The organism is Nocardioides pymetrozini (assembly GCF_046058985.1).
Taxonomy (GTDB): Bacteria; Actinomycetota; Actinomycetes; order Propionibacteriales; family Nocardioidaceae; genus Nocardioides.
Window position 1 is genome coordinate 3,900,602 of the sequence record NZ_CP175556.1, and the last position, 12,288, is coordinate 3,912,889.

General features: G+C 73.7%; 11 protein-coding genes and 1 pseudogene. 6 read left to right on the plus strand and 6 right to left on the minus strand.

Annotated elements, in window-relative coordinates; translation table 11 throughout:
- Positions 1 to 10: 10 nt before the first annotated feature.
- Together ACJ5H2_RS19110 and ACJ5H2_RS19115 are read right to left on the minus strand one after the other, a co-directional pair.
- The gene (locus ACJ5H2_RS19110; protein WP_408897022.1) at positions 11 to 3,007 is read right to left on the minus strand and encodes an AAA family ATPase; all 2,997 of its coding nucleotides are present in this window, start codon (positions 3,005 to 3,007) and stop codon (positions 11 to 13) included.
- A 52-nt stretch (positions 3,008 to 3,059) separates the two neighbouring features.
- A complete protein-coding gene (locus tag ACJ5H2_RS19115; protein WP_408897023.1) occupies positions 3,060 to 3,212 on the minus strand; it encodes a hypothetical protein in 153 nt (50 codons plus the stop codon).
- A gap of 146 nt (positions 3,213 to 3,358) precedes the next feature.
- Here ACJ5H2_RS19115 and ACJ5H2_RS19120 point away from each other — a divergent pair, with 146 nt between their 5' ends.
- Positions 3,359 to 4,045, plus strand: a complete 687-nt coding sequence (locus tag ACJ5H2_RS19120) for a nitroreductase family protein (RefSeq protein WP_408897024.1) — start codon at positions 3,359 to 3,361, stop codon at positions 4,043 to 4,045.
- A complete protein-coding gene (locus tag ACJ5H2_RS19125; protein ID WP_408897025.1) occupies positions 4,045 to 6,024 on the plus strand; it encodes an ABC transporter ATP-binding protein in 1,980 nt (659 codons plus the stop codon). Before ACJ5H2_RS19120 ends, ACJ5H2_RS19125 begins: the two co-directional genes overlap by 1 nt.
- Before the next feature lie 19 nt (positions 6,025 to 6,043).
- Here ACJ5H2_RS19125 and ACJ5H2_RS19130 read toward each other — a convergent pair whose 3' ends face one another.
- Positions 6,044 to 7,225: a PucR family transcriptional regulator gene (locus ACJ5H2_RS19130; protein WP_408897026.1), complete on the minus strand. Its 1,182-nt coding sequence runs from the start codon at positions 7,223 to 7,225 to the stop codon at positions 6,044 to 6,046.
- A gap of 87 nt (positions 7,226 to 7,312) precedes the next feature.
- Here ACJ5H2_RS19130 and ACJ5H2_RS19135 point away from each other — a divergent pair, with 87 nt between their 5' ends.
- Positions 7,313 to 7,480, plus strand: a complete 168-nt coding sequence (locus tag ACJ5H2_RS19135; RefSeq protein WP_408897027.1) for a hypothetical protein — start codon at positions 7,313 to 7,315, stop codon at positions 7,478 to 7,480.
- A gap of 29 nt (positions 7,481 to 7,509) precedes the next feature.
- On the opposite strand, the gene ACJ5H2_RS19140 is transcribed toward ACJ5H2_RS19135, so the two are convergent.
- Entirely contained in the window at positions 7,510 to 7,920 is a 411-nt protein-coding gene (locus ACJ5H2_RS19140; protein WP_408897028.1) for a hypothetical protein, read from the minus strand.
- A gap of 106 nt (positions 7,921 to 8,026) precedes the next feature.
- Here ACJ5H2_RS19140 and ACJ5H2_RS19145 point away from each other — a divergent pair, with 106 nt between their 5' ends.
- The 3 genes and pseudogenes from ACJ5H2_RS19145 to ACJ5H2_RS19155 all read left to right on the plus strand — a co-directional run bounded on the left by ACJ5H2_RS19145 (position 8,027) and on the right by ACJ5H2_RS19155 (position 9,998).
- Positions 8,027 to 8,605, plus strand: coding sequence for an aldolase/citrate lyase family protein (locus ACJ5H2_RS19145; RefSeq protein ID WP_408897029.1), 579 nt, complete (start codon positions 8,027 to 8,029; stop codon positions 8,603 to 8,605).
- Between the two features lie 138 nt (positions 8,606 to 8,743).
- A complete protein-coding gene (locus ACJ5H2_RS19150; RefSeq protein WP_408897030.1) occupies positions 8,744 to 9,118 on the plus strand; it encodes a hypothetical protein in 375 nt (124 codons plus the stop codon).
- Positions 9,119 to 9,157: 39 nt separating this feature from the next.
- Positions 9,158 to 9,998: pseudogene (locus tag ACJ5H2_RS19155) on the plus strand (HpcH/HpaI aldolase/citrate lyase family protein).
- 125 nt (positions 9,999 to 10,123) lie between these two features.
- Here ACJ5H2_RS19155 and ACJ5H2_RS19160 read toward each other — a convergent pair.
- Together ACJ5H2_RS19160 and ACJ5H2_RS19165 are read right to left on the minus strand one after the other, a co-directional pair.
- Entirely contained in the window at positions 10,124 to 11,035 is a 912-nt protein-coding gene (locus ACJ5H2_RS19160; RefSeq protein WP_408897031.1) for an SGNH/GDSL hydrolase family protein, read from the minus strand.
- Positions 11,032 to 12,222, minus strand: a complete 1,191-nt coding sequence (locus ACJ5H2_RS19165; RefSeq protein WP_408897032.1) for a PucR family transcriptional regulator — start codon at positions 12,220 to 12,222, stop codon at positions 11,032 to 11,034. The genes ACJ5H2_RS19160 and ACJ5H2_RS19165 overlap by 4 nt, the downstream gene beginning before the upstream one ends.
- Between the last annotated feature and the right edge of the window lie 66 nt (positions 12,223 to 12,288).

The following is a 12,288-nucleotide window of genomic DNA, read 5'->3' on the forward strand; positions in this document are numbered from 1 at the left end:
GCACACCCGACTACGGTAGGAGTTTCTCGCGCCGGGCGATCGCGGCGGCCTCCGTGCGGCCGGCGGCGCCGAGCTTGCCGAGGATGTTGGAGACGTGGACGCTCACCGTCTTCGTGCTGATGAACAGCTGCTTGCCGATCTCGCCGTTGGAGCGTCCCTCCGCGACCAGCGCGAGGATCTCCAGCTCGCGGGGGGTCAGCGCGGCGCCGCCGCTGTGGCTGCTCGCCGCCGGAGTCCGAGCGACGCCGGTGTCCGGCGTGAGCTCGGCGACCAGGTCGGGCGCGCGGAGCCGCTCGGCGAGGGCGCGCGCCTGCTCGGCCTCGTCGCGCGCCCGAGCGGTCTCGCCGGCGAGGCGGAGGATCTGGGCGTACGCCGCGCGCACCCGGGTCAGCTCGGGCACGTGCCCGACCTTCAAGGTGGCGTCGAGCGCGGTCTCCCAGGCGGCGAGCAGTGCGTCTCGGCGTACGCCGTCGGGTCCGCCGGGAGCGTCGGTCGCGCCGATCCAGTGGACCCGGTGGTGCTCGGCGACGAGCCGGTCGGACCACATCCGCCCCTCCGGGCCCCAGGGCCCGCCCCGCTCGCGGATGGCGGCGAGGACCGCCTCGCCGTCGGCGAGGAGCCGGTCGGCCCGGCCGACCAGGCTGCGGCGCTCGGCGGCGCTGGCCTGCGGCAGCGCCCGCGCGATCGCGGCGAGGGTCATGGCGGCCAGGCGGACCCGGCCGCCGAAGTACTCGCCCCAGATCCGGCCGAGCACCTCGATGACGTGGTCGTAGGAGGCGATCGCCGCGGCGGCGTCGCCCCGCGAGCCGTGGACCTGGATCTCCACGCCCGAGCTGTAGACGGCGATGCCGCCCTCGTCCTCCCAGAGCCCACGCAGGAGCAGCAGCCGGTCGAGCACGTCCTCGCCGCGCGCCGCCAGGACCGAGAGCCGGGCCGGCTCGATGATCCCGCGGGGGATGGGCGGGCCGCTGAGCCCGTCGACGGCGTCGACGAGCGCGATCACGTCGTCCCACTCGCCGAGCGCATAGCTGATCCAGGTGAGCTGCCAGCGCGACTCGATGCTGAACGGCGCCCAGACCAGGCCGGCCTTCTCGCCCATGTCCATCGCCGAGCGGAACCAGCGCGCGGCCTGCTCCCAGTCGCCTGAGTCCTGGTAGGAGCGGCCGAGCAGCCAGCGCCCCCGTATCTCGGCCTGGAAGGCCCCGGCGCGGATGGCGCTCTCCACCGCCGACTCGAGCGCCGCACGCAGCGCGTCCTGCTCGGAGGCCGCGGCGGCCTTGACCCGCAGCCCGCTCAGGGTGGTGACGATGTCGGAGGCGAGCTCGGGCATCGCCAGGCGCTCGGCCAGGGCGAGCGCCTCGGTGAGGAAGGCCTCGGCCGCGTCCTGCTCGCCGGTCCGGTAGGTGCCCAGGATCCGGGCGTGGTTGGCCAGCACCTTCGCGCGCAGCGGGCTCTCCCCCTCGGGCGCGAGCGCCAGCGCCTCGGCGGACACCTCGACCGGGTCCAGCTCGGTCTCGGTCATCGCGAGCACCTCGGCCAGCGTGTTGAGCAGGCGCGAGCGGTCGGCATCGGGGGCGTCGGGCGGCAGCTGGGCCAGGCGCGCGGAGACGAGCTGCCCTGCCCGGACGGCGTTGCCGCCGGTGATGAGCGCGTTGGCGGCGCGCACCACCAGCCGGGCATGGTCGACGTCGAGCCGTGCGACCCGCTCCGGGTCCTCGAGCAGCTCGAGGGCCTGCTGGTAGTGGTCGGCCGCCTCGTCGGGCCCGCCGACGGCCATCGCCTCGTCACCGGCCTCGATGCTCGCCGTCACCGCGCGGTCCAGGTCGTTGGCGCGACGCGCGTGCAGGGCCAGCTCGGCGGAGGTCCCGCGCGCGGCGCCGCTGGACAGCGCGGCGGCGTACCGGGCGTGCAGCCGGACCCGCTCGCCGGGCAGCAGGTCGTCGTAGATCGCCTCGCCCAGCAGGGCGTGCCGGAAGGAGTAGAGATGGCCGCCCACCTCGAGAACGTTCATCTCCACCGCCTGCCGGATGCCGGCGTCGAGCTGGTCGGGCGGCAGGTCGGCCGTGGCCGCCAGCAGGTCGTGGGTGACGCGCCGCCCGGCGACGCTGGCGACCCGCACCACGTGCCGGGCGTCCTCGGACAGGCGGTCGAGCCGGACCAGCAGCAGGTCGGCCAGGTCGCCCGGCACGTCGCCGTCCGCGCACGACCCGGACGCGACGAGCTCCTCGACGAAGAAGGCGTTGCCCTCCGCGCGCTCGACGATCCGGGTGACCGACCGCTCGTCGAGACCGCTCGGTGCGAGCTCCTGCACCAACGCGCGCACGGCCTCGGCCGGAAGCGGTCCGAGCGCCAGCCGTCCGACCTGCGGCAGCCGGGACCACTCGGCGACCTGGCGGCGCAGCGGGTGACGCCGGTGCAGGTCGTCCGAGCGGTACGACGCCACGATGGCGACGGGCCGCGAGAACGCCCGGGTGAACAGGAAGCCGAGCATGTCGCGGGTGGACTGGTCGGCCCAGTGCAGGTCCTCGACGACGAGGAGCACCGGCGCCTCGGTGGCCGCCGCATCGAGCAGCGCGTGCACGGCCACGAAGGTGTCGCCGCGGTCCGTGCCGCGGCTGTGCTCGTCGGCGCTCTCCTCGCCCACGACCCGGGCCCGTCGCCCGGGCTGCAGCCGGCGCAGCGCGGGGTGGACCGCGGCGACCGCCTCGACCAGGTCGGGATGGCTGGCGTCGAGCCGACCGAGGACCTCGCTGAAGGGGAGATAGGGAAGAGCGCTGTCGCCGAAGTCCAGGCAGTGCCCGGCCAGCACCTGCCATCCGGCCTCCAGCGCGTGGTCGCGCAGCGCCCGCAGCAGCCGGGTCTTGCCGACGCCGGCGTCGCCCGACAGCAGCACGGCCCGCCGGGGGGTCCCGGACTCGGCGGCGCTCACGGCGTCGTCGAGCACGGCGACCGCCTCGGCGAGCTCGGTGTCACGCCCGACCATGGTCAGGCTGCTGTGTGCGGCCACGGGCACCATCATGGCGTCCGCCACCGACAGGGTGGGCAAGGCGGGCGACTCGTCAGCGCGAGCGACGCTCGATGCTGGGGTCGGTGGCGGCGATGCGCCGCAGCCACGAGGAGCGGCTGCGCCCCGCCCGGCTGGCGGCGATCCCACGGGCCGCCTGCTGGCGGCGGTACTCGTTCTCTGCGTTGAGGAAGTAGTTGCTGCTCATGACGTAGAGACTCGTCTCCTGAGGTAGGCCCTCACATCGGACAACTGCCTTATCCGCGCACACCGGGTACCTCAGGTTGCGGCCCGGCCGCGCGGCTCGAGGCCCGCTCGGCTCGCGCCGCGCCCGGCCACCCCTAGGCTGGCCGCGTGGAGTTCACGGAGGTGGTGCGACGACGCCGCATGACGCGCGCGTACACCTCCGACCCGGTGGACCCCGCGGTCCTCGAGCGGGCGCTCGACCACGCCACCCGCGCGCCGAGCGCAGGCTTCTCCCAGGGCTGGACGTTCATCGTGCTCGACACTCCGGAGGCGGTGCGCGACTTCTGGGCGGCCCAGACCGACGCGGCCGCTCCCGGTGGCACGCCCGACCGCTGGCTCGCCGGCATGATGAGCGCGCCGGTGGTCGTGGTGCCGTGCGGCCGGCGGGACGCCTATCTCGACCGCTATGCCGAGCCCGACAAGCTCCGCGCCGGGCTCCACCAGCGCGACGAAGGCCGGTGGGCGATGCCCTACTGGCATCTCGACACCGCCATGGCCTCGCTCCTGCTGCTGCAGTCGGTGACCGACGCGGGTCTCGGCGCCTGCTTCTTCGGGCTGGTCCCGGACCGCGTGGACGCGGTGAAGGAGCGGCTCGGTCTCGTCGACACCCCCGAGGCGGAGGCACCGCACCCGATCGGCGCGATCACCGTCGGCCACCCCGCGCCGCGCTCCACGGGCGCGCAGGGCTCGGCGAGCCGTCGCCGTCGTACGCCGTGGCGCGAGGTCGCCCACCGCGGGCGGTGGGGCGCCGGCTGGGACCGAGCGCCGGACGCACCCGCGGGGCGGGACGCCTGATGCCCCGCCGGAGCCCGGTGGTGACCCACCTGACGACCGCCGACCTGCGCGGGCGTGAGCCGGTGCTGCCGCGGATCGCGTCGCTGCTGCGCCCCTACCGCGCCAAGATCGCCCTCGTCCTCGTGGCCGTGCTCGCCGCCGCCGCGTTGCAGGCGATGGTCCCCTTCCTGACGCGGGCGGTCTTCGACGACGCGCTCTTCCCGCTCGACGGCGGCAGCCCGGACCTGGAGCTGCTGGGTTGGCTGATCGCCGGCATGTGCGCGATCCCGGTGGTCGCCGCGCTCATCGGCATCGTGCAGATGTGGCTCACCTCCACGGTCGGCAACTCCGCCATGGCCGACCTGCGGGGCGATCTCTTCGAGCACCTGCAGAAGATGGAGCTGGCGTTCTTCACCGCCACGAAGACCGGCGCCATCCAGTCACGGCTCGCAAACGACGTCGCCGGCGTGCGGACCGTGCTGACCGACACCGCGACCACGATCGTGCAGAACTCCGTGACGGTCACGGCGGCCCTGGTGTCGATGATCGTGCTGTCGTGGCAGCTCACCGTGCTGACGCTGTTCCTGATGCCGCTCTTCATCGGCCTGCAGTTCCGGGTCGGCCGGGCCCGGCAGCGGCTGGCCCGGCGCACCCAGGAGTCGCTCTCGGAGATGACGGCGATCACCGAGGAGGCGCTCTCGGTGAGCGGCATCCTGCTCGCCAAGGTCTTCAACCGCGCCGAGTCGGAGGTCGAGCGGTACCGCGAGGCGAACCGCCGCCAGACCCGGCTGCAGGTCGAGCAGGCGATGACCGGGCGCACCTTCTTCGCGATGGTGCAGACCTTCTTCGCGATCACTCCGGCCCTGATCTACCTCGTGGCGGGCTGGATCATCACGGGCAACGTGCCGGTCGGCGCGGACACGCTCACCGCCGGCACCCTGGTCGCTTTCACGACCCTGCAGAGCCGGCTCCAGATGCCGCTGCTGCAGCTGATGCGGGTCACTCTCGACGTGCAGACGTCGCTGGCGCTCTTCCGCCGCATCTTCGAGTATCTGGACCTCGAGCCCGCCATCACCGAGCGGCCCGGCGCGGTGGCCCTGGACCCCGAGCGGCTGCGTGGGCGCGTCGAGCTCCGCGGCGTGCGCTTCCGCTATCCCGAGCCGCGCGCGCTGTCGGGCGCGGTGGGCCGCGACCGGTTCGGTGACTCGGGAGTCCGGATCCCGACGGACGGCGAGGACGCCGAGGGTGGCGAGCGGCCCGCAGGGCCGGTCTGGGCGCTCGACGACGTCTCGCTGGTCGTCGAGCCCGGTCAGCTCGCCGCGATCGTGGGCCCGTCGGGCAGCGGCAAGACCACGGCGACGTACCTCGTCCCGCGCTTCTACGACGTGACCGAGGGTGCGGTCCTCATCGACGGCCACGACGTCCGCGACCTCACCCTCTCCTCCCTGGCCGACGCCGTCGGCATGGTGACCCAGGAGCCGTACCTCTTCCACGGCACGATCCGCGACAACATCGCCTACGCGCGGCCCGGGGCGAGCTCGGAGGAGATCGTGCAGGCGGCACGCGACGCCAACATCCACGACCGGATCATGGGCTTCCCCGAGGGCTACGAGACGATCACCGGCGAGCGGGGCTACCGCCTGTCCGGCGGCGAGAAGCAACGCCTGGCCATCGCCCGGGTCCTGCTCAAGGACCCGCGCATCCTGATCCTCGACGAGGCCACCTCGGCGCTCGACACCGAGACCGAGCGGCTCGTCCAGGAGGCGCTGGAGCGCGCCACCCGCTCCCGCACCACGATCGCGATCGCGCACCGGCTCTCCACGATCCGTTCCGCCGACGTGATCTTCGGCCTCGAGGACGGACGCCTGGTCGAGCAGGGAAGCCACGACGAGCTGCTCGCCGCCGGCGGTCTCTACAAGCGCCTGTACGACGAGCAGTTCAGCCGGACGCCGAGCGGCTCCTCGTGGTGCGACCCGCGGCGGGCGGACGTCCCCCTGTAGCTCTGCAGGACCACCCGCCTCACCCCAGCCCCAGGATCCGCACGCACTCCAGCGCCACGTACAGCTCCGCGGCGTCGACAGGGCGGGCGAGGTCGCGTCCGGTGAGCTCCTCGAGCCGCCTGATCCGGTAGCGCACGGTGTTGCGGTGCACGTGCAGCTCGCGCGCTGCGGCCGACGTGGATCCGCTGGCGGCCAGCCAGGCGCGCACCGTCGCGAACACCACGTCCCGGTCCTCCGCCGGCAGAGCGAGCACGGGACCCAGGACCGCGTCCACCAGCATCCGGGCCTGGTCCGGGCTCCCCGCCAGCAGGACCCCGAGCGGGTCGGCCCCGAACCGGCCGACGGCGGACGCCCCCGGGGAGACCGACGCGCAGGCGACCCGAGCCTGGCGGCAGGCCTCCGGGATGTCGTCGAGGCGGGCGACCACGGTGCTCACCCCGACCCGGGCGCGGGCGATCCCGTCGAGCACGTCGACCAGCTGGTCGACCCCGAAGCCGCGGCGCAGCGCGACGACGCCCTCCTGGTGGTCGTGGTCGAGACGCCAGGCGGAGCGCACGTGGACCCTGCGCAGCACCCGCTCCACGTCGGCCACGCCCTCGCTGCCCGGCGACGGTGACTCCGCCGACACCACGACGTACTCGCTTCCCCGGCCGAGGTCGAGCATGCCGGCCGTCTCGCCGACGTACGACATCGCGTCGGCGTCGCCGTCGAGGAGCGACCCGACCAGTACGGCGCGCATCTGGCTGTCGCGTCGTGCCCGGTCCGCCGTCGCACGCCGGTAGGCGTCGGTCACGTCGGTCGCGAGCTGGTCGCTGACCGCCCAGATGTCGGCCGCGGCGAGGAGCAGCAGGTCACGGTCCTCGGGCTCGGCGCGCTCCACGAGGACCTCCCAGATGAAGCGGGAGCCCACCCGGAACGCCTGCAGCACGTCCGCATAGGGGACGCCCTGCTCCGCTCGGGTCGTGCCCGTCGCCGCCGGCGTCTCGGAGCGGGACAGGTCGCCGGCGAGGTTGCCGAGGATGTAGCGGGTGTTGACGGCGCACGAGGTGACCAGCTCGTCGTAGGTGACCAGGCCGTCGGCGCTGTACCCGGGGATCTCGGCGCGGATCACGTCCGCCATCGCCACCCCGAGCTGGTCGGACTCGGGCAGCAGCCGGGCGCTGAGCGCGCGCAGCGCCGCCTTGACGTCCGGTCCGTCCACAGGCCGAACAGTAGGCCCCGCGTTGTGCGCGTGCACAGGGCCGGCGGGTTACAGCGCGCTGCGTACGCTGGCGGCGAGGTGAGCACGATGGGCGAGAGCGAGGACCGACCCGCGGCGGAGCCTGCCGCGGAGCCGCACGACGAGCAGCACGACGAGCAGACGATCGCCGCCTGGCGCGATCGCCAGGCCGCCCGTCGTACGACCGTGCGCGCACCGCAGCCGCCACCCCGCCGTCGGTGGTGGCGCCGCCGCTGAGTGTCAGGCGCACCCACGCCCGCCCCGGCTCACCGCGCCTCGCGGTCCTGCTCGCATCCCGTCGCGCCGTACCGTCTCCACTGCTCCGCGGAGCAGGCGTCCTCCAGCCGCAGCGCCACCTCGGAGGCGACGACGGGGAGACCGATCACACCGACGCACAGCAGCGCCACGACGGGCAGCGGTCGTCTGCGTGCCCACAGGAGGACCGCGACGAGGACGAGGACCCCCATCGCCGCGAGAAGGGGCAGGTAGAAGCCCGGCGCGACCAGGTCGCTCCCGTCGGCGCCGCAGACCACGCGCGCCTGGAGCGAGCGCGGTGCGGCCATGGTGCCCTCGCCGTCGTAGGCCGGGCACGCCTCGGCGAGGCGGTCCCAGTAGAGCGCCGCCCAGGCGATCGCGGCTCCGGTCCAGACCGCGGCCAGCACGATCGCCGCGACCACGGTGCTCCACCACGCGCGCCTGCTCCGGGGCCCACGGGGAGCGCGGCCGTCTCGCGAGAGATCCGTCATACCCGGACAGGGTGACTCGCCGGTAGTTTGTCCAAACGTGAGCCACAAGAGTGCCAAGGACTTCTTCCGACCGCTGGCGGTGGGCGCCCCGCAGCCACTGCGCGAGATCCCCGCCCGGCCGAGCCGCGCGATCCACTTCTTCGACCCCAGCAACGAGAAGATGGCGGCCAAGATCCCCGCGATGGTCGGCTCGGTCGACGTGCTGCTGGGCAACCTCGAGGACGCCATCAAGGCCGACAACAAGGTGGCGGCGCGCGAGGGCCTGGTCCGCATCGCCCAGGAGACCGACTTCGGGCCCACCCAGCTGTGGACCCGGATCAACGCGCTCGACAGCCCGTGGGTGCTCGACGACCTGACCACGCTGGTGCCGGCGATCGGCGAGAAGCTCGACGTGATCATGGTCCCGAAGGTGCAGGGCGCCGAGGACATCCACTACGTCGACCGGATCCTTGCCCAGCTGGAGGCGAAGGCCGGCCTGTCCAAGCCGATCCTGGTCCACGCGATCCTCGAGACGGCGCGCGCGGCGTCGCCAACGTCGAGGAGATCTGCGGCGCCTCCCCGCGCATGCAGGGCCTCTCGCTCGGCCCCGCCGACCTCGCGGCCGACCGCAAGATGAAGACCACCCGCGTCGGCGGCGGCCACCCCGGCTATCTCGTCCGCGAGGACGCGCCGCGCGGCGGGGGACGGCCTGCCCGACCTGGACGCGAAGCGCGCGATCTTCCAGCAGGACCTGTGGCACTACACGATCGCCAAGATGGTCGACGCGTGCGCGACGCACGGGATCTACCCGTACTACGGGCCGTTCGGCGACATCAAGGACACCGTCGCGTGCGAGGACCAGTTCCGCAACGCCTTCCTCCTCGGCTGCGTCGGCACCTGGTCGCTCCACCCGGCCCAGATCAAGATCGCCAACCGGGTCTTCTCCCCCAGCGTCGAGGACATCGCGCACGCACGCCGCGTCGTCGCTGCCATGGGCGACGGCACGGGTGCGGTCATGATCGACGGCAAGATGGAGGACGACGCCTCCCTCAAGCAGTGCCTCGTGCTCGTCGAGCTCGCCGAGAGGCTGGCCGAGATCGACCCCGAGCTCAAGGCCACCTACGACGCCATCGAGACCCCGGAGGCCTGACCCATGACCGAGTTCAAGCCGCTGCGCTCCGTCCTCTACATGCCCAGCTCCAACGAGCGGGCGCTGGAGAAGGCGAAGACGCTGCCCGCCGACGCGATCATCTTCGACCTCGAGGACGCCGTCGCGCCCGACGCCAAGCCCGCCGCCCGCGAGGCCGCCGCCGCCGCGGTCGCCTCGGGCGAGTACGGCCGCCGCCACCTGATCATCCGGGGTCAACGGCATCGGCACCGAGTGGCACGACGAGGACGTCCGCGTGGCTGCCAAGGCCGGCCCGGACGTCGTCCTCGTGCCCAAGGTGAACTCCGCCGAGGAGGTCCTCGCGCTCGTCGACGCGCTCGCCGCGGCCGGCGCTCCGGAGAAGACGAAGCTCTGGGCGATGGTCGAGACGCCGATCGGCATGCTGAACGCACTGTCGATCGCCACGGCGTCGGAACGCCTCACCGGCTTCGTGATGGGCACCAACGACCTGGTCAAGGAGCTGTACGCCGAGCACGTGCCCGGACGCCAGCCCGTGATCACGGGCCTCGGCCTCGCCCTCCTCGCCGCGCGCGCCGCCGGCATCGTGATCGTCGACGGCGTCTACAACGACGTGAAGAACGTCGACGGCTTCCTCGCCGAGGTCGAGCAGGGCCGCCAGATGGGCTTCGACGGCAAGACCCTCATCCACCCGGGCCAGATCGAGGGCGCCAACGCCGGCTTCGCCCCCAGTGAGCAGGCCGTCGAGGACGCTCGCGGGCTGATCCAGGCGTGGGAGGACGCCCGCCAGTCGAGCGGCGCCGGGGTCGTGACCTACAACGGCAAGATGGTCGAGAGCCTGCACGTCGAGTCCGCCGAGCGGACGCTCGCGATCCACGAGGCGATCCAGGCGCTGGAGGGCTGATCTCCGGGGGTGCCGCCGGAGACAGTTTCACCGGCCGGCCGGTGAAACTCACGCTGGGACGAGGAAGCATCCTCGTCCCAGCGTGAGTTTTCTCGTCCAGGCTCGGCCGTTCTCCACAGACCGCGTCAGCGCAGCTCGTCGACGAGGAGCTCGGTGACGACCTCCTGCTCCTTCGCGTAGGGGTGGTACTCCAGGCCCGCCTCGGCCGGGACCAGGCCGGCGATCCACGGATCGGTCGAGCAGATGTCGTGTCCGTCGGTGGCGGCGGCCACGTCGACGTACGTCGCCCCGGCCTGGTCCGCGGCGGCGGACAGGGCGTCGTTGACGCGGTCGACCAGGTCGCGGGCGTAGGGGTAGTCGCCGCGCGCGAGCGGGAGCAGCTCGCAGGTGCCCTCCTCGGGGAAGAGGTGCGGGTAGCCCACCACGAAGACGGTCGCCTCGGGCGCGCGCTCGCGGATCGCCTCGAGGGCCTCCCCCATCCGCGTCGGCAGCCTGCCGACCTGGCGCTCGGCCTTGGCCCGGAACGCGGTGCCCTCCGCGGTGCACGGGGCGCCGGCGCGGTCCTTGGTCGCCGCGCCCACGCACGCGGTCACGAGCTCGGAGAAGACCTTGCCGTCGTTGCCCCCGATGCCGATCGTGACGATGTCGGTGTCCGCACTCAGGGCGTCGAGCTGCGGGGGCACGGGCGCGCCGTTCGGCGGCGTCTGCGAGCCGGTCAGGTGCTCGGTGGTGGCGCCGCCGCAGGTCACGTCGGTGAGCTCCAGGTCGAGCCGCTCCGCGAGCCGGTGCGCGTAGTTGCCGCTCGTCTGCTCGCAGCCGACCGGCCCGGTGCTCGGCCCCAGCCGCGGTCCGGCCGCATAGGAGTCGCCGAGAGCGACGTACGCCGACCCGGCCCGCGCGCCCTCGTTGCGCTCGATCCGCGGCGCGGGTGGGTCGGAGCAGCCGGTGAGGAGGATCGCGAGCAGGCCCGACAGCACGACGGCCGGCGGGACGCCGAGCGGGATGCCGGGAGACGTCGAGGAGGCCGCGCGCCTCATCCGCTCACCTCCTCGACCCCGAGAGCAATGGTCAGGGCAAGGACGGTATCGGGGTCCTCCAACCGGTCGCCGTAGAGGTCGCGGATCTGCGTCATGCGGTAGCGCACCGTCTGGGGGTGGACGAAGAGCGTGGCCGCCACCTCCTCGCGCCGCCCCTGGTGCAGCAGCCAGGCTCGCAGCGTCTCGCGCAGCTTCGCGGCCGCAGCCGGCCGCAGCTCGTCGAGGGGGGCGAGGACGCGGGCGCGCAGGTCGGCCAGGGCCCGGGGGTCGGCGGTCAGCACCAGCCGCGGGAGGTGGGCCTCGGTGTCGCCGGTCAGGCCGAGCGCACGCGCGCGGACGGCGCGGTCGTAGGACTCGCGGACCTCCACCCACGGCCGCGCCGGTCCGACCCAGGCGTCGCGCCCCCGCACGGCGCGGAGCACGCTCGCGCGGCGCCGACCGTGCGCGTCGGGCACCATCAGCAGGGCGGCGCCGTCGAGGTCGGGCAGGTCGGTGGTCAGCAGGGTCCCGCGGCGCAGCACCTGCAGGAGGGCGCCGGCCTGGGACTCCGCGACGAGGACGGCGGTCAGCGTGCTCGGCGGGGTCCACTCGGCGCGCTCGGCCGAGGCCAGCACGGTCGCCTCGGGTGCGCCCGCCAGCAGGTGGCGCGCGAGCCGCTCGACCATCCGCTGCCGGATGCGGCCCTCGCTCGCCGACTCGTCGCGATGGCCGGCGACGCTCGCCGCCGAGAGCTCGTCGATGTAGGCGAAGACCAGCTCGGCGAAGGACGCCATCGTCGCCGGGTCGATCCCCTGCTCCACCGCCTTCGCCGACAGGTGGCGCCACGAGACCCGGGCGCCGATCCGGTACGCCGACAGCAGCGCGTCCGCCGTCCGCCCGCTGCGGACCTCGCCGCGGCCGAGCTGGTAGGCACCGTCGACGGCCGACGCCCGGGGCGCCATCGCGTCGGGTCCCCGCGAGTCGCTGATGAGGGACAGGAAGCCGCCGAGCGCGACCTGCACGGCGCCGCGAATGGTCTCGCCCATCGGGCCGCTGAAGGCGTCCTCGTAGGGCGGCACCTCGCGGATGATCTGGTCGACGACGGCGTCGGCCACGCGCGCCAGCTCGGCACGGAGCGCCACCACGGTCTCGGGGGGCAGCAGGACGCTCTTGTCCGTCCTGGGCCGGCGCACCACGCGACGGGGCATCGACCGCTCCTTTTGTTCTTCGCGCACAAGAATGACGCGGGGATTCACCGGCTCTGGTCATGAGTT